Origin of the sequence: Pantoea sp. OVA07A, from assembly GCF_019969975.1 — a bacterium.
GTDB lineage: Bacteria > Pseudomonadota > Gammaproteobacteria > Enterobacterales > Enterobacteriaceae > Pantoea > Pantoea agglomerans.
In genome coordinates, this window is the sequence record NZ_JAHXYM010000001.1 from 1313354 (window position 1) to 1339727 (window position 26374).

The following is a 26374-nucleotide window of genomic DNA, read 5'->3' on the forward strand; positions in this document are numbered from 1 at the left end:
TATTGAAGTAAAAGAAAAAAGCGCAGCGGTAAAAATTATCCAGCCAGAAACAGGAAGTTTTAGCATGCGGTTTTGCGAACGGCCCGATAAGCGCAGCGTGAATAGTGTCAGCGCCATTTTCAGCTTTGTTAACCTTTTCCTCAACATGCAGAGAGGTCAGACTCGCCCACTTTCGCGTTACAGCTTCGCTTGCCTTTTGGCGGGCTGGCGACAAGATTTACTTATCACTGACCTGAATCTGCGGGTCATCAACGGGTGATGCGACGATGCGCGCCCCCTAAAACAGGATGTTTTACAGACTATGTTCTCATTCGACTGGCACCGTTTCTTACTTAACGATCAACCGGCCACCTTTTTGTTTGAGGTGGTGGTACGGGTCATGATCGCTTATCTGGTGGTGTTCACCTTTCTGAAAGTCTCAGGACGACGCGGCGTGCGCCAGCTGTCGTTGTTCGAGTTGGTGGTGATCCTGACGCTGGGTTCCGCGTCCGGTGATGTGACATTTTACGATGATGTGCCGGTGCTGCCGGTCATTATGGTGTTTGTAGTCCTGCTGGCGCTCTACCGCTTCACGACCTGGCTGACGGCGCACAGCCCGCGCTTTTCACGGCTTATTCAGGGCGACGTGATTACCCTGATTAAAGAGGGATTGTATGTGCTGGAGAGTCTGGATCGTCTGAATATTTCCGAAGATGAGTTTTATATGGAGTTACGGCAGAGTGGTGTGGAGCATCTGGGGCAGATCCGGCTGGCGCTGGTGGAGGTCGATGGTCAGCTCAGCCTCTATTTCTACGATGACGATGAGATGCGCGCCGGGTTAAGCGTACTGCCCCCTGAGCACCGGCAGGATTACAGCACTGTACCGGTCAGCGCGCTCTATGCCTGCACCCATTGCGGCCAGACGCAGATCATTGAGGCTGAGCAGCAGGCTGTCTGCCCGCGCTGTCAGCGACAGCGCTGGTCCGCGGCACTGACCGTGCGTCGGCTGCATTAATCGCCAGCATCCGCTCCGCGTTCAGGACTTGTCGCGTTTGCATCAGCCGGGTTAACGTCGGCGAAGCAGGCGCTGAGCGGGCGCTTTTGCTGTCCCCCGGCAGCGAAATTATCCGCACTTAGCCAGGCACTCAGGGCGCGCTGAACATCCGGCCATTCACGGTCAATAATTGATAGCCAGTCGGTATCGCGATTACGCTGTTTACGCGTCATCACCTGACGAAAACGGCCCTCAAAGCGGAACCCCAGCCGTTCTGCTGCGCGTCGTGATGCGATATTGGTTGAATCACAGCGCCACGCCACTCGCCGATAGCCGAGCGAGAAAGCCTGTTGCAGCAGCAGATAAATCGCCTCGCTGCCAATGACACTGCGCTGCATCAGCGGCGACCAGGTGACGTGACCGATTTCAACAGTGCCGTGTCCCGGCTCAATGCTGGCGAAGCAGACCACGCCGCAGGGCTGCTGATTTGGCGAGCAGACCGTGAAGGACACCAGGGCTGCATCTGCCACTTTATCCGCAATCCAGCGCTGCATCTGCGGCAGAGAGGCGGGCCGCTCTGCGCTCAGCCAGGTCCAGTCGCGATCATCCGGTGCCAGCATAAATGCCTGCAATAGCGGTTCTGCATGATCGATGCTCAGCGGCAGGAGAAGGCAGTGCTGACCCGTGAGTGGCATACAGGGTGGCCTGGTAACCGGTTGCCAGTCGGGCAGAGCCTCACCGACCGGCTGATCAAACTGATTGAGGTTCAATAGCATTCTCCTGAAAGAAAACGGACGGTATTCCGGGAAACTTATGATGCCGGGCTGACGGACTATCCTGAACCGCGGTTAAACCCGTCGCAGCTTGTTCCCGCTCACCACATAACTTTGCCTGTTACTGACAGAAAATGAAAACCCTTCGGGCAGCATAGCGGCACCGTTACCAAAGAGGTGTGCGTATGAAAGTGAGGCTAGCCAGTGCATTACTGTTTTTGCTGTTATCGTTTGGCGCGTTTTCACAACAGGTGATTAGCGAAAGTCATCCCCATTCACGCAGTGCGCGATGGCTGGAGCAGGGCAGTCAGGTTGATACGGCGGATTCGCCGGATGAACATCTGCTGGAGAGGCGGGAGTGGCGAAGCAGCCTGCAACGCAAGCCGTTCTGAGATGAGATCCCCGGCGAAGAACGGCCGGGGAGCCAGGGGGTAAGCGTTTCAGACCCGTTGTGAAATTATATTGTGGCCTGTGTCGCTGCCATGCCAGGCACCAGAATCACTTTGCGGCACTCCTCTTCGCGTTTGGCGAAAATATCGTAGCCACGCGCAGCATCTTCCAGCGGCAGATGGTGGGTCACAATCTCTTCCGGCGTCAGATGACCCTGTTCGATCAGCTTCAGCAGGTCGGGCAGATAAGCGTGTACGTGGGTCTGTCCCATCTTAAAGGTCAGCCCTTTGTCAAAGGCGTCACCAAACAGGAAGCCGTGAATGAATCCGGCGTAGACGCCCGGCACGCTGACGATACCGCCACGCCGCACTGCGGCAATACACTGACGCAACGCTTTACCGCTGCTGCCTTCCAGTTTGAGATTGGTGAGCACGGTTTCGGTCATGCTGCCTTTTGCCTCGAATCCTACTGCATCAATCACTGCATCCACACCGCGATTGCCGGTGCTGTGTTCGATAATCCAGCCGGCCGGGTCATCGATCTCATCAAAGTTAATCGGGATAACACCGTAGCGCTCGCGGGCAAAGTTTAAGCGGTAGTTGTTGTGGTCGATCATGTAGATCTGTTCGGCACCCTGCTGTCGGGCGCAGGCGGCACTGAGCAGGCCAACCGGTCCGGCACCGAAAATCGCCAGGCTGGAGCCGGGTTTCACCTCGGCGTTTTTCACCGCCTGCCACGCGGTGGGCAGAATGTCTGACAGGAACAGCACTTTCTCATCCGACAGTACCGACGGCACTTTAAACGGGCCGGTATTGGCTTTCGGCACCCGGACATATTCCGCCTGTCCTCCGGGCACACCGCCATAGAGTTTGCTGAAACCAAACAGTGCCGCGGGCGGCGTGATGTTTTTCCGGTTCAGGATGGCACCCCGTCCGCTGTTGGTATTTTCACAGGCAGCATACTGGCTCATCAGGCAGAAAAAACAGTCGCCACAGGCGATAACAAACGGGATCACCACCCGATCGCCTTTGGCCACGGCGGTCACTGCGCTGCCTGCCTCAACCACTTCGCCCATAAACTCATGACCAAAGATATCTCCGTGCCCGGTACCGGGGATCTTGCCGCGGTAAAGGTGCAGGTCTGAACCGCAAATGGCCGTGGCGGTCACACGCAGAATAATGTCATCTGCGGCTTCCAGACCGGGATCGGGAACGTTATCGACGCTGACTTTATGAGGGCCGTGATAAGTTAATGCTTTCATCTGTTCATCTCCTGATGATTAGGGGACGGCGGCCAGACCAGAAGGCGTGGCCACGCACGGGAAAGACTCAGGAAACCTGAAATCGAAACCTGCCTGAAGTGTAGTAATCCTTTAAGGAGTAAGCAGAGCGGTGCAGCAGGCTGGCCAGTTTCAGCCGGGCTGACAGGGCGGCTGCACCTGCGTTGTGGCGACCGTCACGGCTCGGATGTCGGGTTGCCAGAGAGCGAGGTCGGCAAACGCACGACGATAAACCGTGTCGATTTGTGCCGGAACCTGTTCGATGTAGTGCCAGGCATGCTCACGCGTTTCACCGGTAAGTTGCTGCAGATAGTGCCGCGCGTCGTCCAGCGTTGGGATCTGGCCTTCGACACCCGCCATGCGGGCAGGCAGACCGGTCCAGATCAGACCTTCTATGCCTTTGGTCTTAGCCCACTCTGCCAGTGGCCCTGCGGAGGTCGCTGTCACCGTCATCATCCCGATGCCGTCGATGCGGCTGTCGGGAATGGCTTCACGGAGGCGCAATGCGCGGCAGGCGCTCTCAAGTGAGGCGGTATTCAGCCAGGCCCAGTACACCGGCACCGGGCTGGCGTTAAGGCAGATCGCGGTCGACAGCTCGCCGCCGTCAGCGATGCGCACAAACTCAATCGGTAGCTCAGGACCATCATGATGCCACTGACTGGCCACCGGCAGTGCGCCAGCTTTCCAGATTAACGATCCCCATCCGAGGCAGGCAATTTTCATTCTCTTCTCCTGTGCACCTGTCGGCGTGATCGCGACAGAATCTGTTTAAGCGTAGTCCGTTGCGCTGAACCGTTACAGGGATCACCTTTTTAGGGGCGGTAAAACCGCCACAAAGATGGCATGATCGCCGCGCAGTCACTTTGCACAACCTGACGGTTTTTTCAGCAATCCATGCGTGTTTATCTGCACGGCTTGAACTTTTATCGTCAGGTAGTGTAAAAAGTGGCGCACGCAATCGATTACCTATGCACGGGCGGGTCAGCATCACGTTGACTGATCCGGTTGCAGCTGAGGCGCAGAGTGGGGCGGACATTTGCCTGCCTGACGGCTCAGGTTACTGGCGGCTTTTAAAACGGAAGATCTGATGAAAACCACGCAAACTGGCACGCTGGGCGCGCTTGAGAGTGACGTCGATACGGGATGGCGTAAAACCGACACCATGTGGATGCTGGGTTTATACGGCACGGCGATTGGGGCGGGTGTGCTGTTCCTGCCTATCAATGCTGGCGTCGGCGGGCTGATCCCGCTGATCATCATGGCGATACTGGCGTTTCCGCTGACCTTTTTTGCGCACCGCGCCCTGACCCGATTCGTTCTCTCCGGTAAAAATCCGGCCGGGGATATCACCGAGGTGGTCGAGGAGCATTTTGGCGTTGGTGCGGGCAAGCTGATTACGCTGCTCTATTTCTTCGCTATCTACCCGATTCTGCTGATGTACAGCGTAGCGATCACCAACACGGTTGAGAGCCTGATGGTGAATCAGCTCGGCCTGGTGCCGCCACCGCGTGTGCTGCTGTCGCTGCTGCTGATTGTCGGACTGATGACCATTGTGCGTTTCGGCGAGAAGATGATTGTCAAAGCGATGAGCGTGCTGGTTTATCCCTTTGTGGCGGTGCTGATGCTGATGGCCTGCTATCTGATCCCGCACTGGCACGGCGCTGTGCTTTCGACCCTGAACGTTCAGCCCGCGGGCAGCAGCCTGTGGATGACGCTGTGGCTGGCGATTCCGGTGATGGTCTTCTCTTTTAATCACTCGCCGATCATCTCCTCATTTGCGCTGGCAAAGCGGGAAGAGTATGGCGATGCCGCAGAGAAAAAGTGTTCGCGCATTCTGGCCTGCTCGCACCTGATGATGGTGGTGACGGTGATGTTCTTTGTCTTCAGCTGCGTGCTGAGCCTGTCACCTGAAGATTTACACGCCGCCAAGGCGCAGAACATCACCATTCTTTCCTATCTGGCGAACCATTTTAAGGTGCCGATGATCGCCTGGCTGGGACCGCTGATTGCCATTGTGGCGATCACGAAATCGTTTCTCGGTCACTATCTTGGTGCGCGCGAAGGATTTAACGGCATGGTTAATAAGGCGCTGCGCAGTCGCGGCAAAACCATCGCGCCCGCCAGACTGAATCGCCTGACCGGACTCTTTATGCTGCTGACGACCTGGCTAGTGGCAACGCTGGACCCCAATATTCTCGGCATGATTGAGACGCTTGGCGGGCCGGTCATTGCGATGATTCTGTTCCTGATGCCGATGTACGCTATCCAGAAGGTCCCCGCGATGCGCAAGTACAGCGGTCACATCAGCAACCTGTTTGTCGTGCTGATCGGACTGATTGCCATCTCTGCAATCTTCTATTCGCTGGTGAAGTAACACTTAGCGCAACAGGCGCATCTCAATCCCCCTGGGATGCGCCTGCCATCTGCCCGCCATTCGCCATTCTCTCTATGCACCTCCACGTATTCAGCGATATCGCTCCCTGATTTAAGCCCGCTGCCGCGTTGTTAATGCCGCCTCTCAGACGCATCTGGTTAGCAATAGTTACATTTGGTACTTATCAGCATGGTAGAGTTAACGCGAATAATTATTATTCCCTAAAAGGACAGGAGAAAAATGAAAATCGGGATAGTTGCTGCCACCACACTTTTACTGTCAACCGCCTGTGCGGCTACCACCTATCCGGTCACGGTGACCGATATGGATGGTCAGAAAATTACGCTGCAAAAAGAGCCGCAGCATGTGATTTTACAGGATGGGCGTGACGTGATGGCGCTGGCATTACTGGATCGCCAGAACCCGTTTCAGCGTGTCGTTGCCTGGAACAACCTGCCGAAAAAGCAGGATACCCAGACCTGGGACCTGCTGAAGCAGCGCTGGCCGCAGGCGGCATCGATTGTTGATATGGGCTTTAACGATCAGGGGCAGGTCAATCTGGAGAGCGTGCTGGCGAAGCAGCCCGATCTGATGATTGCGCAGCTGCGCGCCAAACCGGCCCTGACGCAGTCAGGCGTGCTTGCTACCCTGAAAAATCTCCATATCCCGGTGCTGTTCCTTGATGTTGAACTTCATCCGAAAGAGAACACCCTGAAGAGCGTGAAAGTGCTGGGCACCGTTCTGAATCGCGAAGCCGAGGCGAAAGCCTACGCCGATTTTTACCAGCAGCACTGGCAGATGCTTCAGCAGAAGATTGCGCAGGTGTCCCACAAGCCAACCGTGTTTATTGAACCGATTGCCGGTAACAGCGACAACTGCTGCTTTACCCACGGTCATAACGGCTGGGGCGCGCTGGTGGAAGCGGTCGGTGGCAAGAATATCGGTTCTGCACTGCTGCCCGGCAGCTCAGGATTTGTGTCACTGGAGAAGATTATCGCCATGAAGCCGGACGTCTATATCATGACCGGCTCCAAACGCCCGAACAGTAACGTGCTGCCGTTTGGTTACGGTGCCAGTCAGACCGACGTGACCGCCACCTTTAACCGCCTGCAGAGCCGCACCGGTCTGGAGCAGATCGAACCGGTGAAACAGAAACGGGTGTATGGCGTTTATCACCATTTCTATAATCACCCTTACAACATTATCGGCATGGAAATTCTGGCAAAAGATCTCTATCCGGAAGTGTTCCGCGATCTGGACCCGACGGCTGATTACCACCACATCGTGACGCACTTTACCGGGTTACCGGATGCGCCAGTGATCCTCAGCACGCCATAACCGCAAAAATGTCAGGGTGCGTTTCAGCATCCTGACTTTTCATCGGCCATCATCCGTCAACCAGAGCGTGATTTTCAGACAGCGCAGGTTGCCCGGTTAACCTCTGGATTGCGTCAGCAACGTTGTCATCGCATGTCCTGTGTTAAGAAAGCGCTAAGCAAGCGTAATAGTGTGTAAGTTACCGGATTTTAAGACTTTTACAGATGTCTCCCGCCACAATTATTGCCATGATGCCGATCAACGGTGCCTGAACAGCCGTTATTTTCGGAGGCAGTATCATGAAAAAAACAACATTAACGCTTATCGCTTCACTTTTGACATGCAGCACACTCTTTTCTCAGGCCTCACGGGCAGACGATCGTGATGACGCGCACCGCAAGCCTGTGCCGCATCAGAACGGTGACCATCGTGCTGACAATCGCGGTTCTGACCAGAATCAGGAGCGTGGCAACAACCGTCATGACAGCGTCAATCATCGCCCGGATCAGGACAACAACGGTCGGGGCAGAGAGGCACGTAATGACCGCGACCATTTCGCCTGGCAGGGACACGACTTCCGTCGCGGGCATCCTGTCCCGCAAGAGTACCGCGGCGACCATTACCGCGTAGCCGACTGGCATGAACGCGGTCTGCGTGAACCGCCGCGCGGTTATCACTGGGCAAACATCGACGGCAACTATGTGCTGATTGCTGCTGCAACCGGGGTAATTACCGCGCTGGTGCTGAACAGCGCCCTGAACTGATCCCCAGGGGATGGCTGCGGCCATCCCTCTTTCTTTCCGTTTTGCTGCGCCAGCGGCTATCCTGACACTCCACGCTGAAAATTCCCTGTGTAAGGAGTCATGATGACGACGGTTAAGATGGTTGCGGTAGATATGGATGGCACCTTTCTGGACGATAACAAGCAGTACAATCGATCCCGCTTTCTCGACTGCTATCAGCAACTCACCGCCCGTGACATCAAATTTGTGGTGGCCAGCGGCAATCAGTATTACCAGCTCAAATCCTTCTTCCCGGAGATCGCCAGCGATATCGCCTTTGTAGCCGAAAACGGCGCATGGATTATCGATCGTGATGAGGAACTGTTTTGCGGTGCCTTTGAACGCCGCGATGTTGACGCGGTGATCGATACCCTGCAAAACGGCGACTATCCGGGTCTGCGTTACCTGCTGTGTGGCCGGGAGAGCGCCTGGTACTTCGACGGCATGGAAGAAAACTGGCTGAAGAAGATGCGCCATTACTGTCACCGGCTGAAGCCGATTCATCATCTGGATGAGGTGCAGCATGACCGGCTGTTTAAGTTCGCGCTGAATCTCTCTGATGACTATATCGAGCCACTGATGGCGGATATTGAACGTCTGCATCAGGGGCGTGTGGCAGCGACCTCAAGCGGTCACGGCTCGGTGGATTTGATCGTGCCGGGGAATCATAAAGCGCACGGTCTGGATCTGCTGGCACAACGCTGGGGGATCGCGCATGACTAGGTGCTGGCCTTTGGTGATGGCGGTAACGATCTGGAGATGCTCAGACAGTCTGGCTTCAGTTTTGCCATGGACAACGCGCCACAGCGGGTGAAACAGGCGGCACGCTATGCCGCGCCTTCTAACAACGAGCAGGGCGTGCTGCAGGTGATTGAGCAGATGCTGGCAGGTGAGGGGCCTTTTAGCGCCATGCAGGCTTAGCCGTCTGGCGCTGCGATTAAGCCAGGGCGGTTAGCGCCGTGATTCAGCCAGCCGCCTGGCTCAGAGAGCGGGTGCAAGAGGATAGCGCTGAGGAGCAGCAAAGCCGGGCGAGGCTGGCAGGCCCGGTTGTGCCTGGTCAGCGAATGCGGGCAACGCGGCTCCTGATCACGCCGTGATTTCCCAGGCCTGCGCGATCATCATCTGCATCTGTTCGCGGCTGTAATTCACCAGCGAATTTTTGCTGTTGGCTCGAGCCAGAATCCACTCCACCTCGGCGCGGCTCAGTGAAGGGCCATCCTGCCAGAATGGAGTGATCGCCTGCTGCTGCAGCCACTGTTTCAGAAACTGCGCCGGTGAGTCCGTAGTTTCGCTGAAGAGCTGCGGGTGCAGTTCCGCCATCAGCTTACGCTGCAGTGGCTGTTCGCTGTCGGACAACAGATCCAGGAACGGAAACAGCAGACGTCCGCACACTTCACCATGATGGAACGGCTTAATTGCGCCCAGTTCCCCTGCAATACCGTGGATCACCCCCAGACCCGCACTGCTGAGACTGACACCGCCCAGCCACGACGCCATCATCATCGCTTCCCGTGCCTCGTCGCCAGCAGCATCCTCACGATTAAGTGCAGGCCAGGCATGAACAAACTGACGCAGGCCGGTCAGCGCCAGCTGTCGGGTAAAGAGGTTGCCTTTGCCGGAGAGATACGCTTCGAACAGGTGGGTAAACGCATCAATACCGCAGGTTGCCAGCACCCGGTCAGGCGCACCTTTCAGCAGATCGGCATCGAGAATTGCCACCTCCGGCACAAAGACCGGGTGGCGCAGTGACGCTTTTATCTGAATGTCACGCTGGTCAGTCACTACCGCATTTTGCGTCACTTCACTGCCGGTACCGGCGGTAGTCGGGATAGCAATCAGCGGCAACGTGATGGGCTGAACCGCGGTGTCACCCACTTTTTCCAGATAGCGGGCGGTTGGCAACGGGTGTTGTACCATCGCGCTAAATGCTTTCGCCGCATCCAGTACGCTCCCGCCGCCAATCGCGACGACCCGATCGACATGACCGCGCCAGCGCGCAACCCAGCCATCAATCTCGGCGGGTGAGGCTTCATGACTGACAATTTCATAGCCAATAATATGATCGTTGAGTCCGGCTTTTAGCCGGGCATATGCGGGGCCTTGCAGAAAAGATTGTCCACAAAACAGCAGAGTAGGCTGTGACCGGGCGGCCAGCAGCGGCACCAGTTTATCCAGGCTGCCCCGGCCAAAGAGGGTTCGTTGATTACTGTACAGCTCACTCAGGTTCTCACTCACCAGCGCATCCTTTTTACATTTCGCTAAAATCTGAGTGTAACGAAAAGCAAGGCGCCGGGACTGGCAAACTTTCTGATAACGCATTGGCAAAAAGTTGATCACCTTCGCAAAACAGAAATTCACCCCCGGCGGGGTGGTGCTTTCCTGCTGATGTTACCCTTAACATGTTATCGGTAACAGCGTTTGTCGGGATGTGTAAACATCTTACAGCGCACTGTTTTGTAGCCCTCAGGGGATCATGATAATAAACCGACACTGAATGATGTTCAGTGCACAAGGTGGAGAAAAGCTATGCCATTACTCTATGTGGCGATTGGCGTCGCGTTACTGCTGCTGCTGATGATTCGCTTTAAGCTTAATGGATTTATCGCGCTGATCCTGGTGGCGCTGGCGGTCGGTGTGATGCAGGGCATGCCGGTTAATAAAGTGATTACCTCAATCAAAGCGGGCGTGGGTGGCACGCTGGGCAGCCTGGCGCTGATCATGGGCTTTGGTGCCATGCTCGGTAAATTGCTGGCCGACTGCGGCGGTGCGCAGCGTATTGCCACCACCCTGATTGAAAAATTCGGCACTAAGCATATTCAGTGGGCGCTGGTGCTGACCGGTTTTATCGTCGGATTTGCGCTGTTCTATGAAGTCGGCTTTGTACTGATGCTGCCGCTGGTGTTCAGCGTGGCGGCGTCGGCACGTGTGCCGCTGCTCTATGTCGGGGTGCCGATGGCGGCTGCCCTGTCAGTGACGCACGGCTTTCTTCCGCCGCATCCTGGCCCGACCGCAATCGCGACGCTGTTTAACGCTGACATGGGTAAAACGCTGCTATTTGGTACGCTGCTTGGTATTCCTACGGTGATTCTGGCGGGGCCGGTCTATGCCCGCTTCCTGAAAGGCATCGACAAACCGATTCCTGAGGGACTCTATAACCCGAAAACCTTTACCGAGGCGGAAATGCCGGGGTTTGGCGTCAGCGTCTGGACGGCACTGGTACCTGTGGTGCTGATGGCGCTGCGTGCGGTGGCAGAGATGCTGCTGCCTAAAGGCCATGTGCTGCTGCCCTATGCGGAGTTCTTTGGCGACCCGGTGATGGCGACACTGATTGCGGTGCTGATTGCAATCTTCACCTTTGGACTGAATCGCGGCCGCACGATGGAACAGGTCATGGATACCCTGACCGACTCGATCAAAATCATCGCCATGATGTTGTTGATCATCGGCGGCGGTGGTGCCTTCAAACAGGTGCTGGTGGACAGCGGCGTGGATAAATATATTGCCAGCATGATGCATTCTACTCAGCTGTCGCCAATCTTTATGGCCTGGTCGATTGCCGCGGTGCTGCGTATTGCTCTGGGGTCTGCCACGGTAGCGGCCATTACCGCCGGGGGAATTGTGGCACCGCTGATTGTCACCAGCGGCGCCAGCCCGGAACTGATGGTCATCGCCGTAGGGTCCGGCAGCGTGATCTTCTCGCACGTTAATGACCCGGGCTTCTGGCTGTTCAAAGAGTATTTCAACCTGACGATTGGCGAAACCATCCGCTCCTGGTCGGCGCTGGAAACCATTATTTCGGTCTGTGGTCTGGTGGGTTGCCTGCTGCTCTCCTGGGCGATTTAACCTCTTGCCGCTGGCAAGCCTGCCAGCGGCTCTCTGCTTTCGCGTCTCTCCCGCTGCCTCTTTGGGCTTTGAACATCCCGTCGCGCTTGCTGCGCCTGTTGCCGGTTAAACCGGGATGTGCGGGACAGACAGCATAAAAAAGGCCGCAAGGTGCGGCCTGACAGAGAAGATTCAGTCTGAATCTGCCACGTTAATGAGGCGGTTCAAAACCGGCTTTCACCATCTGTTCCCGCAGCGCGTGTGCAATGTCACGGTTGCCACCGGTAACGGGGTAGATAACGTTATTCACCACATCATCAAGGTAGTGCTCGTCAAACTCCTGCAGAGAGAGCTGCGTGCCGCCTTCATCGTTGATGGCGAAAGTCCCTTTGATGTGGTTACCGCTGTTTTTTGCCTTGAGGCTGTAGCGGCCCATGCTGGTATTAATCGTGCTCATAAGATCTCCTCGCGACTCATTTTCAATCTCATCACTCTTGAGGCCTGCCTTGCCGCCTAAATTTTAGCCAGGAGTGTTCTGTAAAACGAAGAAAGAGAGCCGTTAAAAAGTGGTGTTGCGATCGTTATCTCAGAATTTAAATAAAGCTCAGGGTTGATGAACTTATGACCAGTTGAGCCGTAAGTGAAGCGGCAGGGCGCACTTTCCTGTCTATAATGCTTACAGGAAAAGTGTTTAATTGGTGAGGGGAAAGGAAATGAAAATTATTCTGTGGATTATCGCGATCATTTTTATCGTGGGCTTACTGACCCTGACAGGGGTGTTCAAACTGATTTTCTGATATCTGTTAACGCTTCAGCAACAGCGGGCACCTAATCAGGTGCCCGCAATGTTTTCTGGCTGGCCAACAGAGCGTCTGTAATGGGATCCATCGGCGTATTGGGCAGCAGATCCTGTGAGCCCAGAGGTTTCTTACAGTATGCGCAGCAGGCACCATGAAAGTTTCGCTGGCCCTCGCGGTAATCAGTAAAAACGAATCGGGCGCTTCCACATTGACCGCAACGTATCTTCATCACCATCCTGTGTCTCACCCTCCTTTTGCTCAGCATTAACGGATGCCTGTGCCTGACCGGTTAAGCGGACTTTATCTATTGCGCGGCAATATTATTTCGCACTGCGATAAGAAAAGTAGTTTCTTATGCTTTTGATTGTTTGTTGCCAAATGCGCATCCGGCCACTAAAAAGCATTTCATTGATCCAGATCAGTGTTTATTAGTTGTTGGCTAAAATATCCGCGAATAGCCTGCCATGACTGATGATAATGGCACAGCCGACTCATTTTTTTTGGCGAGGGAGTGGGATTTGCGCCAGCGAATTTAAGATTTATCGTACAATAAATAGCCACTGGCAGGACGGTGGCCTGAAAAAGCAGAAAAACGGGTTTAAGGTCATGGGAATTAACGTCCGGATGATAGAAAAAAATTGACCTTTTACCGGCGTAAACGTCATTAAGAACAGGAATATATCTTAATCAGATTTTTCTTTTTAACGTCAGTAACGTAACCGCTTAAAATTAAAAAGGGTTTCGTTTCCAGCAGGTTAGCGACCGATACCCGCTCTGCGCCTGATACGCGTTGAGCGATGTTTCGCAAGTCGAAAAGCAGGAAAGTGTGATGGATGTACAGAATGTCGATATTTATCACTTTTTCATCAAATCATGCTGGACAAATCCCTCAGCAATTGCTGTACTAGACCCCGACACAGTTTAGTGTCCATTTTTCATGTAAAGGTAATATAGATGTCTAAGATCAAAGGTAACGTTAAGTGGTTTAATGAATCTAAAGGATTCGGTTTCATTACTCCTGAAGATGGCAGCAAAGATGTATTCGTACATTTCTCTGCAATCCAGAGCAACGGCTTCAAAACTCTGGCTGAAGGTCAGCGCGTAGAGTTTGAAATCACCGACGGCGCTAAAGGCCCATCTGCTGCTAACGTTATCAGTCTGTAAGTTAACAGTCAGAATTCTAAAAACCCGCCTTATGGCGGGTTTTTTTATGGCTGTAATCTGCGCTTCATCCCCCCTGTCGTACTCTCACTCTCGGCGTGTTGCCGCACAAACTGCGCGGCGGTTCACACTAAATAACCGTAACATATTTATAACAACCCGATATGCAGCTTTTTGGCTTGCGACGCTATATAACTGTGCGACAGAACCCGGTGAGTGAGGAGGCAGGATGAACATACGTCAGGCAGAGTTGAAAGACAGTTTTGCGTTGAGTGCATTACTGAGCGAGTTAGGCTACGGCGGCACTGAAAGCTTTATTGAACAGCGCCTGGCGCAGTTATGCAGCGATCCCAGTGAAGCGCTGTTGGTGGCTGAACATGGCAGTCAGGTGCTGGGGTTTCTCTCCTTACATTTTATTCCTCAGCTGGCGCTGGCCGGTGATTTCGCCCGCATCAGCTATTTCTGCATTGCAGAAGGTGAGCGCAGTAAAGGCGTCGGCCAGCAGCTGATTCAGCATGCCGAAATGCTGGCGGCTCGTCGTGGCTGCGATCGCATGGAAGTCCATTGCCATCAGTCACGTCTCAAGGCGAACCAGTTCTACGCCCGTGAAGGCTATGTTGAATCCCCCTGTTATCTCATCAAAGATCTGCAAGCGAGTTAAATTCCCGTCCGCTGGCGATGACCAGCGCCCCGGCAATCATCTCCCGCTGTTCATCCCTGAGGCTGGCGATACTGACGCGAATAAATTGGGTTGGGCCGAGCCGACAGCGCTCGCCTGGCACGACCGCAATACCGCGGGCAGCCAGCGTGATCATGGCAAACTGCTCTGAAATCACCGGAATATAGAGGCTTAATCCGTCGCGAAGCGGCAGATCAAGCCCACGCTGTGCCAGCGCCGCGAGCAACGCTTCACGCCGTTGCCGGTAGGTCGCGCGTGCGGTGGCGATCTGCCGTTGCGTTTCCTCATCCTCCAGCAGCCACGCCACCGCATCCTGCAGAATGCGGCTGGTCCAGCTGACGCCAAAATTTCGCCATGACTGAATGCGCCTGACCATCTCCGAGGTGGCAGAGAGCACTGCCAGCCGCAGGTCCGGTCCATAGGCTTTGGAAAACGAACGGACGTGCAGCGTGCGTTCAGGAAAGATTGAACCCAGGCTCCAGCTCGCCTCCGCGGAGAGATCGCCAATACCATCATCCTCAACGATCAGTGTGTTGCTTTGTTGCAGAACCTGCGCCATTGCCTGACGTCGCGCCGGGCTGATACTGTTCCCGGTGGCCGAGTGGGTGCGGGGCTGATAGATCAACATTACCGGTGCCTGCTCCAGCAGAAGAGAAAGAACCTCTGGCAGCGGGCCTTGATCATCACACGCCAGCGGCAGAATCTCTGCGCCGACGTTATCCAGTATATCGAGCAGCCGGGTCGCGGTCGGATCTTCAATAATCACGCGGTCTCCCGGCGAGACCAGGGTTTGCACCAGCAGATTCATCGCGTCAAAACCGCCATCTGTCGCCAGAAACGCCTCTGCAGCATAGGGCCAGCGCGGCGCGATCGCCTGAAGCAGCGGCGCGGAAATCGCCTCACGGGTGTAGCTGTTGAGCTGCGGTGAGTGCAGGGCCGCCTGCAGCGCACGCTGCAGGTCAGGCAGCAGGGCGGGGTCAGGCGCGGCGAGGGTCAGATCGGCGCGGATGTTATCACCGTAGTTGCCGATCTTCTCAAAGCGAATCGGACGCGGCATCACCGTATTACTACTGACCCAGACACCACTGCGCCCCTTGCCCGCCAGCACTTTCTGCTTTCTGAGTTGCGCCCAGGCAGCAGAAACGGTTGCCGGGCTGACACCCAGCTGCTCCGCTATCTCCCGCACCGCAGGCATCTGCATACCTGTCGCGATCTGTCCGTCACGAATCAGCGCGGAGGCTGCCTGGGCAATGCCTTTCACCGAAGGCGATTTTATCTGGCTGCAAAACCAGTTGAGGTCGACGCTCTCTGTCATAAGAAAATACTTTGTTCAGTAACAAATTAATGATTGTTCAGGTAAGTATTCCGGATCTAGTATCAAATTCAAGCACTATTTTATGCCCCGTCCCGACGGTGCAGCGTAAACGGAGAGATCATGGCAAGGCTACTCATCAGACTGGCGGTACGCGACTGGGACTACTTCACCCCGCTGGCGCTGGGCGATATCAGACCAGAAGGTTTTGAACTGCAGATCGACCGCGTCGGCACGCTGGTGAATGATCTGGCGACCAGCCCCGACTATGACGCGGGCGAAGTCTCCTTCAGCCGCTATGCTCAGGGCCGGGCCAGAGGAGACGAAACACTGCTTGGCCTGCCGCACTTCCTGATGCGCGGCTTCCGCCAGCGCTGCATTATCACCACCAGCAGCAGCCCCATCACCACGCCTGCGCAGCTGAAAGGTAAGAGAATCGGCGTCACCGGCTGGCAGGATTCGGGCAATACCTGGACACGCACGGTGCTGCGTGAAGCAGGCGTCGAAATCGATGATGTGTTCTGGTATGCCGGTCGTCTTACTGCCGATCATCCGATTGTCGATCGGCTGGCGGGATTTGGCCGCCCGGGCCGCATTGAACCCGCGCCTGACGAACGACCGCTGATAGAGATGCTGCAGGCGGGTGAGCTGGATGCCATCTTCACGCCATTTATGCCGGAGGGCTTTTTCCTGCCGGGTTCGGGATTACGTCAGCTGCAGACCGATTTTTATCAGGCGGAGCGGGACTACTTTAATCGTGTCGGCTATGTGCCGGGCATCCATATTCTGGCGCTGAAACCGGCACTGGCGGCGGCGCATCCGTGGCTGCCTGCGGCGTTAAGTGAGGTCATCGATCGCTCTTACCGGCTGTGGATGCAGAAAAGAGAGAAATATGCCGACACCACGCCGTGGCTGCTGGACGATTTGCGACGCACTGCGCAGGAATTGTCCGCTGACTGGAATCAGAATGGTTTTAGCGTTAACAGAAAGATGATTGCGGACTTTGGTCGCGAGCTCTATGAGCAAGGGCTGACTCACCAGGTACTGACGCCGGAAGCAATGTTTCCGGCCGCTGCGGGAGAAGAGAAATGATGAAAGTAGCACTGGGACAATTTGCGGTGAGCCGCGAATGGCAGGAGAACGCCCGTATCTGTCTGGACTTAATGCAGCGGGCGACAGAAGGTGGCGCCGATCTGCTGGTACTGCCGGAAGGGGTGCTGGCACGTGATATAGCCGACCCCGATTTAGTGCTGAAGGCGGCGCAGCCGCTGGATGGTCCTTTTCTGAGCCAGCTGCTGGCCGCCAGCAAGCATACTGCGCTGACCACCATGATGAGCATTCACGTTCCCACCGGCGAGCAAAAAGCGCTCAACGTGCTGGTAGCGATCCGCAACGGTGAGATCATCGCCGCCTATGAAAAGCTGCATCTGTACGATGCCTTTGCGATGCAGGAGTCGCAGCGGGTCAATCCCGGCCACGTCATTCCACCGCTGATTGAGGTCACGGGTATGAAAGTCGGATTAATGACCTGCTATGACGTGCGCTTCCCGGAGCTGGCGCGTCGGCTGGTGCTGGATGGTGCAGAGGTGCTGGTGCTGCCTGCCGCCTGGGTTAAAGGTCCGCTGAAAGAGATGCACTGGGAACTGCTTACCCGCGCCCGCGCGCTGGAAAACACCTGCTATATGGTGGCGGTGGGGGAGTGCGGCCCGCGCAATATCGGCAACAGTCTGGTGGTCGATCCGCTGGGCGTGGCGGTGGCAAATGCGGCTGAATCGCCGGCGCTGCTGTTTGCCGATCTCGATCCTGAGCGCGTCGCCTATGCCCGCCGGGTGCTACCGGTACTGGAAAACCGGCGCTTTGCCCGTCCCGAACTCAACTGATCCGCTGAACCAGGAATCCATTATGACGAAGAGAGCAACCGCCTTAATCGTGGCGCTGGGGCTGACTGCATCCCTGGCGCAGGCTGCCGACGCTATTCCGGTGCAAAAAGTTGACCAGGCCCTGCATGACAGGCTGCCGGATGAGATCAAAAAATCGGGCAAAATGATTTCAGTGAATAACGGTTCATTTCCGCCCTATGAAATTGTGAATGGCCCGCACTCAATGGAGGGCGCGTCGGCCGAATTAACGACTGCACTGGCACAACTGCTGGGTGTGAAGATCGAGCATGCGACGGTGAGTGGTTTATCAGGCGTACTCACCGGCATCAATGCGGGTCGTTATCAGCTGGCGATTGGGCCGATTGGTGATTATCCGGACCGTCAGCAGAAAGTGGATTTCATCGATTTTGTGCAGGAGTTTGTGGTGTTTGGCGTGCAGAAGGGCAATCCGGCCAGAATCAATCAGCTGGACGACACCTGCGGCAAGCGCATTGCCGTTATGGCCGCTGGCTCTGCGGAACAGGTTATCCGTAAGCAGTCAGACCGGTGTGTGGCCGACGGGAAACCGGCCGTGACGGTGCAGGCCTTTACCGATCAGCCTTCATCAATTCTGGCGGTACGCTCTAAACGCTCCGATGCGTTCTTCTCATCACAGGCGCCGCTGACTTACTTTGTTAATCAGGCGAAAGGGCAACTTGAGCTGGCGGGCAAAGGGCAGAAAAACGGCTTTGGCGATATTTTCCAGGGCACGGTGGTGCCGAAAGGCTCGCCGCTGGGTCAGGTGGTGCTGGATGCCTACAAGGAGTTGTATCAGAACGGGACATATGCGGCCATCATGAAAAAGTGGCAGCTTGAGGGCAACATGACCACCGCACCCGGACTGAATCTGGCGAAAGAGGCCAGCAAATGAGCCCGCCGCGCCATCTGCACAGCGGTGACAGAGGCGAGGCACAGCTGCGCGACGTGGCGTTCGCTCGCAACGCCCCCACTTACGGACGCTGGATCAGCTGGATTTTAGTGCTGGTGATCGGCACCAATCTATTGTGGCTGGTGGCGACCAACCCTAATTTTGAATGGCAGGTGGTACTCAAGTGGTTTACCGAAGGATCCGTGCTCAAAGGGTTGCAAGTCACTCTGGGGCTGACAGTGGTGTCGATGGTGCTCGGCACGCTGCTCGGTCTGCTGCTGGGTGTCTGGCGGCTCTCTGAGAACCGGTTGCTGCGCGGCGTTGCCGGACTCTATATCTGGTTCTTTCGTGGCACGCCGCTACTGGTACAGCTGATCTTCTGGTACAACCTTTCTACGCTGTTTCCGGCGCTGTCGCTGACGCTGCCGTGGACCGATATCACGCTGGCCAGCTGGAACACCAACGATCTGATCACCCCACTGACAGCCGCTATTGCCGGGCTGGCGCTGAATGAAGCGGCCTATATGGCGGAAATTATTCGCGCCGGTCTGCTGTCGGTGGATAACGGTCAGGTAGAGACTACCCAGGCCTTTGGCATGAGTCGTTCACGGGCGCTGCGGCGCATCATCATTCCTCAGGCGATGCGATCGATTATTCCACCCACCGGCAACCAGCTGATCAGCATGATCAAGGCGACGTCGCTGGTCAGCGTGATCGCAATGGGCGATCTGCTCTACTCGGTGCAGGCGATCTACAACCGTACCTTCGAGATCATCCCGATGCTGATGGTGGCGGTGATCTGGTATCTGCTGATCACCTCGATCCTCAATCTGGGCCAGTCCGCCATCGAGCGTTACTACGCGCGTGGCACTCGTCGGGTGGCCAGCGCCCCCAGACGCGCCACCATCGCGGCTAACGTGCAACCCCAGCAGGAGGAGCAATGAGTCAGCGTGAACCCCTGGTCTGCGCCCGCAACGTGCAGAAGAATTACGGCGACAATCAGGTTCTGAAAGGGATCGATCTGGATGTCTGGCCCGGTGAGGTAGTAGTGATCCTCGGGCCATCCGGTTCCGGTAAATCCACGTTTTTGCGCTGCATCAATCATCTTGAAGAGATGAACGCCGGATCGATTCGGGTCGGTGATGAGCAGATCGGTTATGTACTTAAAGGGCATGTGCTGCACCGGTTGTCGCCACGCCAGATCGCCCGTCAGCGCCAGAAAATTGGCATGGTGTTTCAGCAGTTCAATCTCTACCCCCATATGACCGTGCTGCAGAACATCACTGAAGCGCCCATCGGCGTGCATAAATTCCCGCGTCAGGAGGCGATGGCCCATGCCCGATCGCTGCTGGCGACGGTGGGGTTAAGCGATAAAGCGGACGCCTGGCCACGTCACCTCTCTGGCGGACAGCAACAGCGTGTGGCGATTGCGCGGGCGCTGGCGATTAAGCCGCAGCTGATGCTGTTTGATGAGCCGACCTCCGCGCTCGATCCGGAACTGGTGGGCGAAGTGCTGGCGACCATGCGTACCCTGGCCGACCAGGGATTAACGATGATCGTGGTGACTCATGAGATTAGCTTTGCGCGGGAAGCCGCCGATCGCGTGGTTTTTATGGATGGGGGGGTGGTGGTGGAGCAGGGCACGCCTGAAGAGGTGATCGCGAATCCACAGCATCCGCGCACCCAGGCGTTCCTGAGTCGTTTCATCTGAGATCTTACTCTGTTACAGATTCCAGTTGTCGCCGCAGGCAAACTGCGCGTAAATATCAGTCACCGTGATTCGATAAAGTTGAAAGGTTAAATATGGAAGGTATCAGTATTGCCAAGCTGCTGATTATCGGTGCGCTTATCGTACTGCTTTTTGGTACCAACAAGTTGCGCTCACTGGGTGGCGATCTGGGCTCCGCAATCAAGGGCTTTAAAAAAGCCATGAAAGATGAAGATACCAGCGCAACCCGAACTGCGGCTGAAGACGTGCCGGCAGAACGCGTCGTTCATAAAGATTAATCGGTTATTTGCTGCAAATAACTGTTACTTTTTATTTCAGGCACAGATAAAAAAACCAGACTGTTTCCAGTCTGGTTTTTTGTTTTTCGGGCTTCCTGAAGCAAAAGCGTGCTTATTTCACTTCTTCGCCTTTGGCCTGCATATCCGCATGATAGGAAGAACGGACAAACGGACCGCACGCGGCATGGGTAAAGCCCATCGCCATCGCTTCTTCTTTCATTTCATCGAACTCAGCCGGGCTGACGTAACGCTGAACCGGCAGGTGGTGGCGGCTCGGCTGCAGATACTGGCCCAGCGTCAGCATGGTGACACCATGGCGACGCAGATCGCGCATCACTTCAACGATTTCGGCATTGGTTTCGCCCAGGCCCACCATCAGACCCGATTTTGTCGGGATGTGAGGATGCGCCTCTTTGAAACGTTCAAGCAGCTTCAGTGACCACTCGTAGTTCGCGCCCGGACGCACCTGGCGGTAGACGCGCGGTACGTTTTCCAGATTGTGGTTAAACACATCCGGTGGCGTCGCGGTGAGAATCTCCAGCGCGCGATCCATACGGCCACGGAAGTCTGGCACCAGCGTTTCAATTTTGATCGTCGGATTTTTTTCGCGAATCGCGCTGATGCAGTCGGCAAAGTGCTGTGCGCCACCATCACGCAAATCATCGCGGTCAACCGAGGTGATCACCACGTAGCGCAGGCCCATATCGGCAATCGTCTGCGCCAGTTTAGCGGGTTCGTTAGCGTCAGGGGCATTGGGGCGGCCATGTGCCACATCGCAGAACGGACAACGACGGGTACAGATTGCGCCAAGGATCATAAAGGTGGCGGTGCCGTGGTTGAAGCATTCGGCGAGGTTAGGACAGGATGCCTCTTCACAGACTGAGTGCAGCCCGTTTTTACGCATCGCGGCCTTAATGCCCTGAATACGACTGGAGTCAGCTGGCAGCTTGATTTTCATCCATTCCGGCTTACGCAACATCTCCTGCCGTTCAACAGCCACGGTTTTCACCGGGATCAGCGCCATTTTGTCTGCGTCACGATATTTGACGCCGCGTTCCATCTGAATTGGTTTACTCATAAATCAGCAGGTTCCGGTCGGATTGCGATTTGAAAGCGTTCCCACTCAAACCGGGAAGGCTGCTTTCAACTTTATTTGAAAAAAGTGCAAAAATTATATCATCACATCGCCTGCGAAGCAGCCACAGTCAGCGCGGATAAGTTACATATTTGTAAATTCGCATTCTGCGTTAAGGTTTAACCGGGAGATCCCCTGAAATCCATTCAATATTTTCATAACCTGACAGCCGCGCAAACGCGCTGACCAGCGGAGAGTGTACCTGCTCCGTCGTCACCTCTGGCTGGAAATTTTTCAACTGGGTCATGCTCATGCCGGCGTAACCACAGGGATTGATGCGCAGGAAGGGCGACAAGTCCATAGCAACATTCAGCGCCAGACCGTGAAACGAGCAGCCTTTACGGATGCGTAATCCCAGTGAACAGATCTTCTCTTCCCCGACGTAGACGCCAGGTGCATCAGCACGGGCGCGGGCGCTGACGCCAAACTCTGCCAGGGTGGCGATAACCGTCTCTTCCAGAATGGTCACCAGCTGGCGTACGCCGAGCTTACGGCGTTTTACATCGATCAGGACGTACATCACCTGCTGTCCTGGCCCGTGATAGGTGACCTGACCCCCACGGTCACTCTGCACCACCGGGATCTCGCCTGGCATCAGCAGATGCTCTGCTTTGCCCGCCTGACCCTGAGTAAAGACCGGAGGATGTTCAACCAGCCAGATTTCATCACGACTCTGGTCGTTGCGCTGGTCGGTATAGTGATGCATGGCGTCGGAGACAGATTGCCAGTCGCGCAGACCTGACTGGCGGACAAGAAGAGTTTCAACTGACAAAACGATAGCCCGCTAAAGGAAATAACGCTGAGGATAACGTCGGCAAACCGTCAGGCAGAGGCGCCTTGCCGACCCGTAAATTACAGTACCATCCGCACAATTTCGATGTTGCCCAGCTCTTCGTACAGGCGTTCTACCTGCTCGATGTGGGTGGCGGTGATAGTGATGTTGACGGAGTGATAGTTGCCTTTGCTGCTCGGCTTAACTTCAGGGCTGTAGTCGCCTGGCGCATGGCGTTGCACCACTTCAACCACTTGATCAACCAGCTCCGGTTGTGCCAGACCCATTACTTTGTAGGTAAACGGGGTAGGAAATTCGAGCAGCTCATTCAGTTTGGTTTTCATATTAACTCCGGTGCATAAAAAACAGGCTCCCGCCTGAGCGGGAGCAACATAATATCGTGTAATGGGGGCGAAGGGGTGATTTTTCAATCACCCGCCACGCTTAACCGAACCAGTGATGGAACATCAGCTTGATGTAATCAACGATACGGCCAAAGAAACCCCCTTCAGAGATCTCGTTCAGTACCACCAGCGGACGCTGTTCGATAGTCTTGCCATCCAGCTGGAAGTTGATGCTGCCGACCACCTGATTTTTCTTCAGTGGTGCATGCAGTTCCGTGTTGGTCAGCACATAGCTGGCTTTCAGATCTTTCATGCGGCCACGTGGGATGGTCAGGTAAGCATCTTTTTCCACGCCCAGCTGCACACGGTCGTTATCGCCGAACCAGACTGGCTCAGAGGCGAACTCTTTGCCCGCTTTCAGTGGCGCCACGGTTTCAAAGAAACGGAAGCCCCAGGTCAGCAGTTTCTTACTCTCGGTCTCACGGCCTTTGTAGGTATGACCGCCCATCACAGCAGAAATCAGGCGCATCTGGCCTTCAGTCGCAGACGCCACCAGGTTGTAACCGGCTGAGTTGGTATGACCGGTTTTGATGCCGTCCACATTCAGGTTGGTATCCCACAGCAGACCGTTACGGTTCATCTGACGGATATTATTGAAGGTGAACTCTTTCTCTTTATAGACAGCATACTCTTCCGGCACGTCACGGATCAGCGCCTGACCGATCAACGCCATATCGCGCGCGGAGCTGTACTGACCTTCCGCGTCCAGACCATGAACGGTCTGGAAGTGGGTATTCTGCAGGCCAATCGCTTTGACGTAATTGTTCATCAGGTTAACGAACGCATCCTGGCTGCCAGCGACATAGTCAGCCATCGCAACACAGGCATCGTTACCGGACTGCAGCACAATCCCACGGGTCAGCTGAGAGACCGGCACGCGGTCGCCTGGCTTCAGGAACATCAGCGAGGAGCCTTTGAACACCGGGTTGCCGGTCGCCCAGGCATCCGGGCCGACGGTGACCATATCGTCCTGATGAATTTTACCCGCTTTAACGGCCTGACCAATGACATAGCTGGTCATCATCTTGGTCAGACTGGCAGGATCGCGGCGTGCATCGGCATTTTTCTCTGCCAGCACTTTGCCTGAGTTGTAGTCGATAAGGACGTACGCTTCGGCATCAATGTCCGGCACGCCCGGAATCATGGTCTTGAGATTGACGTCATCAGCAATAGCAGCATGGCTGAGAGAGAAAGCGATCAGTGATCCCACTGTCAGGCGTTTCAGCAAACGAGATGATTTCAGCGTGTTCATGTGTAGGACTACAACATCCGTGAGTTTGAGGTTGAAAATGTCACTCATCATACCCAATGCCAGATTAACTGGCACCGGGCGTGATGATTGGGTTGTTAGCAGACGTAACGTGCAGCTGTCTGATAAACGGTTCAGCGACGCGTGTTAGTAATAAATGAGGCGGCCTGGCCTTCACTGCTCAGACGCTGTTGCAGCGCAGCCGCTTCGGCGCGGGAGGCGTAACCGCCGAGCTGAACGCGATACACATTGTTGCCCGCGTCTTCTACCTTACCGGGCACACCATAACGCTGGCTCAGGCTTTTCATCATCTGCTGGGCACGCGCCGGGTCATTCAGCGCACCGACCTGCACTACATATCCGTCGGCACCACCACTGCTGGCTGCAGGCGCGGCGCTGGCTGCTGCGGGAGCAGCATTGCTGACTGCCGGTGCGGAACTGGCGGGTGCGGCGGCTGGCGGTTCATTACCTTCCAGTACGCCGGTCGCTAATGGCTGGGGTGCACCAAGAAAGCCGCTGCTCTGCACCGGCGCGCCCATATTGTCACCGCTTTGCAGCGTGCTGTTGCTGATGGCCTCAACATTTTGCGCAGGCGGCTCTGAGGGTGCTGAGCTGCCGCCGTTCATCACCGCGCCACCACTCAGGTCTGGACGGGCAGGCAGAGAGTAGCTCTGTTTTGCCACGACGGTCCCGATGGTGCCGGGGCCAGAGAGCGAACCGTCTGGGGCGACCTTGATGTAATCAACCCGCACGCGCGAATTGTTGGAGATATTCAGGCGGTCACCGGCAGCCCGCGACAGGTCGATAATGCGTCCTGGCGTGTAAGGGCCGCGATCGTTAACGCGCACCACAATCTGTCGGCCATTCGCGATATTGGTCACGCGCACATAGCTCGGCAGCGGCAGAGTAGGGTGGGCCGCGGTCAGCGCATCAGGATCGTAGGCTTCGCCGGTAGCGGTGCGGTTGCCCTGCGCCTCTTCGCCGTACCAGGTGGCCAGGCCGACTTCACTGTAGTTCGACGGATCTTTAATGACGCGATAATTTTTGCCGTTCACGCTGTAATCCTGGCTGGTGCCTGGATTGATCGGCTCATAACGTGGCTCAACGCCTGGAATCTCAACAACCGGTCCATTGTAAGCCGGTTGCGGCGGCGCCGTATTTTGGGGTTCCGGCGTGGTACAGGCCGCCAGAACCAGTGATGCCAGTGCAACGCCAAGCCATTCCTTACGCATCTGCAGCCTCTTAGACACTTTTAGATAACATTTTTCGGTGAGTGTGGATCGACATCACAATGCCAAATCCCGCCATAAGCACGATAAGCGCGGAGCCGCCATAACTGACCAGCGGCAGCGGCACGCCAACTACCGGTAAGATACCACTAACCATGCCAATGTTAACGAAAACATAAACGAATAAAATCAGCATTAAACCGCCCGCCATTACCCGGCCAAAGGTGGTCTGCGCCCGGGCTGCCACAACCAATCCCCGCATGATCAGCAGCAGATAAAGGGCCAGCAGCAGCAGCACGCCAACCAGGCCTAACTCTTCAGCCAGAACCGCAAAGATAAAGTCGGTATGACGTTCCGGCAAAAACTCCAGCTGAGACTGGGTGCCCTGCAGCCAGCCTTTACCGCGCAGGCCTCCTGAGCCAATAGCAATTTTCGACTGGATAATGTGATAACCGGCACCCAGCGGGTCCGTTTCCGGGTCGAGCAGCATCATCACGCGGTCACGCTGATAATCGTGCATCAGGAAAAACCACAAAATCGGGATAAAGGCGGCGACCAGCAACACGGCTACGCCAATCAGTTTCCAGCTCATACCCGAGAGGAACAGCACAAACAAGCCGGAGGCGGCAATCAGAATTGAGGTGCCGAGATCGGGCTGTGCCGCCACCAGCAGGGTGGGCAGGAAGATCAGAATCAGCGCAATGCCGGTATTTTTCAGCGTCGGCGGACAGACATCGCGGTTGATAAAGCGCGCCACCATTAAAGGCACCGCTATCTTGGCAATCTCAGAGGGCTGAAAACGCACAAAGCCGAGGTCAAGCCAGCGTTGAGCGCCTTTACTGATCTGCCCAAAGGCATCCACCGCCACCAGCAGAATGACGCAGACAATATAGAGATAGGGCGCCCAGCCTTCATAGACGCGCGGCGGTACCTGCGCCAGCACAATCATGATGACCAGCCCCATCGCGATCTGACCGAGTTTACGCTCCATCATGCCGGGGTCCTGACCACTGGCGCTCCAGATCACCACAGCGCTGTAGGTCAGCAGGCCGAGAATGATCAGCATAAACAGCGGATCGATGTGGATGCGCATCCAGATCGAACGTTTCTGCGGACTATCTTGCATCGA

At 55.7% G+C, this 26374-nt stretch carries 26 protein-coding genes and 1 pseudogene; 15 read left to right on the plus strand and 12 right to left on the minus strand.

All coding sequences use genetic code 11. The annotated features are described in order from the left end of the window. The first annotated feature begins 301 nt into the window (after positions 1 to 301). The gene (locus LC417_RS06290; RefSeq protein WP_010259010.1) at positions 302 to 994 is read left to right on the plus strand and encodes a DUF421 domain-containing protein; all 693 of its coding nucleotides are present in this window, start codon (positions 302 to 304) and stop codon (positions 992 to 994) included. Here the strand turns inward: LC417_RS06290 and LC417_RS06295 are convergent. Next, positions 991 to 1743, minus strand: a complete 753-nt coding sequence (locus LC417_RS06295; RefSeq protein WP_033771108.1) for a GNAT family N-acetyltransferase — start codon at positions 1741 to 1743, stop codon at positions 991 to 993. The two genes, LC417_RS06290 and LC417_RS06295, sit on opposite strands and share 4 nt — an antisense overlap. A gap of 188 nt (positions 1744 to 1931) precedes the next feature. Here LC417_RS06295 and LC417_RS06300 point away from each other — a divergent pair, with 188 nt between their 5' ends. Then, complete coding sequence (locus tag LC417_RS06300) at positions 1932 to 2138, plus strand: hypothetical protein (protein WP_010259007.1); 207 nt, start codon at positions 1932 to 1934, stop codon at positions 2136 to 2138. Positions 2139 to 2203: 65 nt separating this feature from the next. On the opposite strand, the gene LC417_RS06305 is transcribed toward LC417_RS06300, so the two are convergent. Together LC417_RS06305 and LC417_RS06310 are read right to left on the minus strand one after the other, a co-directional pair. Then, the gene (locus LC417_RS06305) at positions 2204 to 3397 is read right to left on the minus strand and encodes a zinc-dependent alcohol dehydrogenase (protein WP_010259005.1); all 1194 of its coding nucleotides are present in this window, start codon (positions 3395 to 3397) and stop codon (positions 2204 to 2206) included. 150 nt (positions 3398 to 3547) lie between these two features. Further along, the gene (locus LC417_RS06310; protein ID WP_223565621.1) at positions 3548 to 4138 is read right to left on the minus strand and encodes a hypothetical protein; all 591 of its coding nucleotides are present in this window, start codon (positions 4136 to 4138) and stop codon (positions 3548 to 3550) included. A gap of 364 nt (positions 4139 to 4502) precedes the next feature. On the opposite strand from LC417_RS06310, the gene LC417_RS06315 reads away from it, so the two are divergent. The 4 genes and pseudogenes from LC417_RS06315 (at position 4503) to LC417_RS06330 (ending at position 8809) form a co-directional block, all read left to right on the plus strand. Then, positions 4503 to 5789 carry an HAAAP family serine/threonine permease gene (locus LC417_RS06315; protein WP_010671264.1) on the plus strand — a complete coding sequence of 429 codons (1287 nt, stop codon included), beginning with the start codon at positions 4503 to 4505 and terminating at the stop codon, positions 5787 to 5789. Between the two features lie 240 nt (positions 5790 to 6029). Further along, positions 6030 to 7127, plus strand: coding sequence for an ABC transporter substrate-binding protein (locus LC417_RS06320; RefSeq protein WP_223565622.1), 1098 nt, complete (start codon positions 6030 to 6032; stop codon positions 7125 to 7127). 278 nt (positions 7128 to 7405) lie between these two features. Continuing rightward, positions 7406 to 7870, plus strand: a complete 465-nt coding sequence (locus LC417_RS06325; protein WP_033756867.1) for an RcnB family protein — start codon at positions 7406 to 7408, stop codon at positions 7868 to 7870. A 102-nt stretch (positions 7871 to 7972) separates the two neighbouring features. Further along, a pseudogene (locus LC417_RS06330) lies at positions 7973 to 8809 on the plus strand (Cof-type HAD-IIB family hydrolase). Between the two features lie 165 nt (positions 8810 to 8974). On the opposite strand, the gene LC417_RS06335 reads toward LC417_RS06330, so the two are convergent. After that, on the minus strand, positions 8975 to 10123 hold the full coding sequence (locus LC417_RS06335) for an iron-containing alcohol dehydrogenase (protein WP_223565623.1): 1149 nt from the start codon (positions 10121 to 10123) through the stop codon (positions 8975 to 8977). A gap of 291 nt (positions 10124 to 10414) precedes the next feature. On the opposite strand from LC417_RS06335, the gene gntT reads away from it, so the two are divergent. Beyond that, complete coding sequence (gene gntT / locus LC417_RS06340; protein WP_010258995.1) at positions 10415 to 11731, plus strand: gluconate transporter; 1317 nt, start codon at positions 10415 to 10417, stop codon at positions 11729 to 11731. Positions 11732 to 11921: 190 nt separating this feature from the next. On the opposite strand, the gene LC417_RS06345 is transcribed toward gntT, so the two are convergent. After that, positions 11922 to 12167, minus strand: coding sequence for a hypothetical protein (locus LC417_RS06345; protein ID WP_010258994.1), 246 nt, complete (start codon positions 12165 to 12167; stop codon positions 11922 to 11924). Between the two features lie 1297 nt (positions 12168 to 13464). On the opposite strand from LC417_RS06345, the gene cspE reads away from it, so the two are divergent. Both cspE and LC417_RS06355 read left to right on the plus strand, forming a co-directional pair. Beyond that, positions 13465 to 13674: a transcription antiterminator/RNA stability regulator CspE gene (gene cspE / locus LC417_RS06350; RefSeq protein ID WP_006118399.1), complete on the plus strand. Its 210-nt coding sequence runs from the start codon at positions 13465 to 13467 to the stop codon at positions 13672 to 13674. A 226-nt stretch (positions 13675 to 13900) separates the two neighbouring features. After that, on the plus strand, positions 13901 to 14332 hold the full coding sequence (locus LC417_RS06355; protein WP_010258992.1) for a GNAT family N-acetyltransferase: 432 nt from the start codon (positions 13901 to 13903) through the stop codon (positions 14330 to 14332). On the opposite strand, the gene LC417_RS06360 is transcribed toward LC417_RS06355, so the two are convergent. Next, positions 14310 to 15665 carry a PLP-dependent aminotransferase family protein gene (locus LC417_RS06360; RefSeq protein WP_223565624.1) on the minus strand — a complete coding sequence of 452 codons (1356 nt, stop codon included), beginning with the start codon at positions 15663 to 15665 and terminating at the stop codon, positions 14310 to 14312. The two genes, LC417_RS06355 and LC417_RS06360, sit on opposite strands and share 23 nt — an antisense overlap. Before the next feature lie 120 nt (positions 15666 to 15785). On the opposite strand from LC417_RS06360, the gene LC417_RS06365 reads away from it, so the two are divergent. The 6 genes from LC417_RS06365 (at position 15786) to tatE (ending at position 20456) form a co-directional block, all read left to right on the plus strand. Next, positions 15786 to 16754 carry an ABC transporter substrate-binding protein gene (locus tag LC417_RS06365; protein ID WP_223565625.1) on the plus strand — a complete coding sequence of 323 codons (969 nt, stop codon included), beginning with the start codon at positions 15786 to 15788 and terminating at the stop codon, positions 16752 to 16754. Then, positions 16754 to 17542, plus strand: a complete 789-nt coding sequence (locus LC417_RS06370) for a deaminated glutathione amidase (protein ID WP_223565730.1) — start codon at positions 16754 to 16756, stop codon at positions 17540 to 17542. The genes LC417_RS06365 and LC417_RS06370 overlap by 1 nt, the downstream gene beginning before the upstream one ends. A 22-nt stretch (positions 17543 to 17564) precedes the next feature. Beyond that, positions 17565 to 18452 (plus strand): ABC transporter substrate-binding protein, encoded by an 888-nt coding sequence (locus LC417_RS06375; protein WP_061704241.1) that lies wholly within the window; start codon positions 17565 to 17567, stop codon positions 18450 to 18452. Then, positions 18449 to 19393: an amino acid ABC transporter permease gene (locus LC417_RS06380; protein ID WP_187507852.1), complete on the plus strand. Its 945-nt coding sequence runs from the start codon at positions 18449 to 18451 to the stop codon at positions 19391 to 19393. Before LC417_RS06375 ends, LC417_RS06380 begins: the two co-directional genes overlap by 4 nt. After that, positions 19390 to 20160, plus strand: coding sequence for an amino acid ABC transporter ATP-binding protein (locus LC417_RS06385; RefSeq protein WP_010258981.1), 771 nt, complete (start codon positions 19390 to 19392; stop codon positions 20158 to 20160). Before LC417_RS06380 ends, LC417_RS06385 begins: the two co-directional genes overlap by 4 nt. A gap of 92 nt (positions 20161 to 20252) precedes the next feature. Beyond that, a complete protein-coding gene (gene tatE / locus LC417_RS06390) occupies positions 20253 to 20456 on the plus strand; it encodes a twin-arginine translocase subunit TatE (protein WP_010671272.1) in 204 nt (67 codons plus the stop codon). Between the two features lie 112 nt (positions 20457 to 20568). On the opposite strand, the gene lipA is transcribed toward tatE, so the two are convergent. The 6 genes from lipA to mrdB form a co-directional block, all read right to left on the minus strand. Further along, on the minus strand, positions 20569 to 21534 hold the full coding sequence (gene lipA / locus LC417_RS06395; protein WP_010258979.1) for a lipoyl synthase: 966 nt from the start codon (positions 21532 to 21534) through the stop codon (positions 20569 to 20571). A gap of 169 nt (positions 21535 to 21703) precedes the next feature. Continuing rightward, positions 21704 to 22363: a lipoyl(octanoyl) transferase LipB gene (lipB, locus tag LC417_RS06400; protein ID WP_223565626.1), complete on the minus strand. Its 660-nt coding sequence runs from the start codon at positions 22361 to 22363 to the stop codon at positions 21704 to 21706. 80 nt (positions 22364 to 22443) lie between these two features. Next, on the minus strand, positions 22444 to 22707 hold the full coding sequence (ybeD, locus tag LC417_RS06405; RefSeq protein WP_003854030.1) for a DUF493 family protein YbeD: 264 nt from the start codon (positions 22705 to 22707) through the stop codon (positions 22444 to 22446). Positions 22708 to 22807: 100 nt separating this feature from the next. After that, positions 22808 to 24019 (minus strand): D-alanyl-D-alanine carboxypeptidase DacA, encoded by a 1212-nt coding sequence (gene dacA / locus LC417_RS06410; RefSeq protein WP_010258977.1) that lies wholly within the window; start codon positions 24017 to 24019, stop codon positions 22808 to 22810. A gap of 131 nt (positions 24020 to 24150) precedes the next feature. Next, positions 24151 to 25248 (minus strand): endolytic peptidoglycan transglycosylase RlpA, encoded by a 1098-nt coding sequence (gene rlpA / locus LC417_RS06415; protein ID WP_033756879.1) that lies wholly within the window; start codon positions 25246 to 25248, stop codon positions 24151 to 24153. A 10-nt stretch (positions 25249 to 25258) separates the two neighbouring features. Continuing rightward, complete coding sequence (gene mrdB / locus LC417_RS06420; protein WP_010258973.1) at positions 25259 to 26371, minus strand: peptidoglycan glycosyltransferase MrdB; 1113 nt, start codon at positions 26369 to 26371, stop codon at positions 25259 to 25261. Positions 26372 to 26374 lie beyond the last annotated feature (3 nt).

What these genes read in the sequence shown, in the direction of transcription:
- LC417_RS06325 (WP_033756867.1), top strand. Translation starts at nt 7,406, where the DNA reads ATGAAAAAAACAACATTAACGCTTATCGCTTCACTTTTGACATGCAGC.
- rlpA (WP_033756879.1), bottom strand. Translation starts at nt 25,248, where the DNA reads ATGCGTAAGGAATGGCTTGGCGTTGCACTGGCATCACTGGTTCTGGCG.
- LC417_RS06310 (WP_223565621.1), bottom strand. Translation starts at nt 4,138, where the DNA reads ATGAAAATTGCCTGCCTCGGATGGGGATCGTTAATCTGGAAAGCTGGC.
- LC417_RS06375 (WP_061704241.1), top strand. Translation starts at nt 17,565, where the DNA reads ATGACGAAGAGAGCAACCGCCTTAATCGTGGCGCTGGGGCTGACTGCA.
- LC417_RS06315 (WP_010671264.1), top strand. Translation starts at nt 4,503, where the DNA reads ATGAAAACCACGCAAACTGGCACGCTGGGCGCGCTTGAGAGTGACGTC.
- LC417_RS06300 (WP_010259007.1), top strand. Translation starts at nt 1,932, where the DNA reads ATGAAAGTGAGGCTAGCCAGTGCATTACTGTTTTTGCTGTTATCGTTT.
- mrdB (WP_010258973.1), bottom strand. Translation starts at nt 26,371, where the DNA reads ATGCAAGATAGTCCGCAGAAACGTTCGATCTGGATGCGCATCCACATC.
- lipA (WP_010258979.1), bottom strand. Translation starts at nt 21,534, where the DNA reads ATGAGTAAACCAATTCAGATGGAACGCGGCGTCAAATATCGTGACGCA.
- LC417_RS06320 (WP_223565622.1), top strand. Translation starts at nt 6,030, where the DNA reads ATGAAAATCGGGATAGTTGCTGCCACCACACTTTTACTGTCAACCGCC.
- LC417_RS06370 (WP_223565730.1), top strand. Translation starts at nt 16,754, where the DNA reads ATGAAAGTAGCACTGGGACAATTTGCGGTGAGCCGCGAATGGCAGGAG.
- LC417_RS06365 (WP_223565625.1), top strand. Translation starts at nt 15,786, where the DNA reads ATGGCAAGGCTACTCATCAGACTGGCGGTACGCGACTGGGACTACTTC.
- LC417_RS06385 (WP_010258981.1), top strand. Translation starts at nt 19,390, where the DNA reads ATGAGTCAGCGTGAACCCCTGGTCTGCGCCCGCAACGTGCAGAAGAAT.
- LC417_RS06360 (WP_223565624.1), bottom strand. Translation starts at nt 15,665, where the DNA reads ATGACAGAGAGCGTCGACCTCAACTGGTTTTGCAGCCAGATAAAATCG.
- LC417_RS06380 (WP_187507852.1), top strand. Translation starts at nt 18,449, where the DNA reads ATGAGCCCGCCGCGCCATCTGCACAGCGGTGACAGAGGCGAGGCACAG.
- ybeD (WP_003854030.1), bottom strand. Translation starts at nt 22,707, where the DNA reads ATGAAAACCAAACTGAATGAGCTGCTCGAATTTCCTACCCCGTTTACC.
- LC417_RS06355 (WP_010258992.1), top strand. Translation starts at nt 13,901, where the DNA reads ATGAACATACGTCAGGCAGAGTTGAAAGACAGTTTTGCGTTGAGTGCA.
- tatE (WP_010671272.1), top strand. Translation starts at nt 20,253, where the DNA reads ATGGAAGGTATCAGTATTGCCAAGCTGCTGATTATCGGTGCGCTTATC.
- LC417_RS06290 (WP_010259010.1), top strand. Translation starts at nt 302, where the DNA reads ATGTTCTCATTCGACTGGCACCGTTTCTTACTTAACGATCAACCGGCC.
- cspE (WP_006118399.1), top strand. Translation starts at nt 13,465, where the DNA reads ATGTCTAAGATCAAAGGTAACGTTAAGTGGTTTAATGAATCTAAAGGA.
- dacA (WP_010258977.1), bottom strand. Translation starts at nt 24,019, where the DNA reads ATGAACACGCTGAAATCATCTCGTTTGCTGAAACGCCTGACAGTGGGA.
- LC417_RS06345 (WP_010258994.1), bottom strand. Translation starts at nt 12,167, where the DNA reads ATGAGCACGATTAATACCAGCATGGGCCGCTACAGCCTCAAGGCAAAA.
- LC417_RS06305 (WP_010259005.1), bottom strand. Translation starts at nt 3,397, where the DNA reads ATGAAAGCATTAACTTATCACGGCCCTCATAAAGTCAGCGTCGATAAC.
- gntT (WP_010258995.1), top strand. Translation starts at nt 10,415, where the DNA reads ATGCCATTACTCTATGTGGCGATTGGCGTCGCGTTACTGCTGCTGCTG.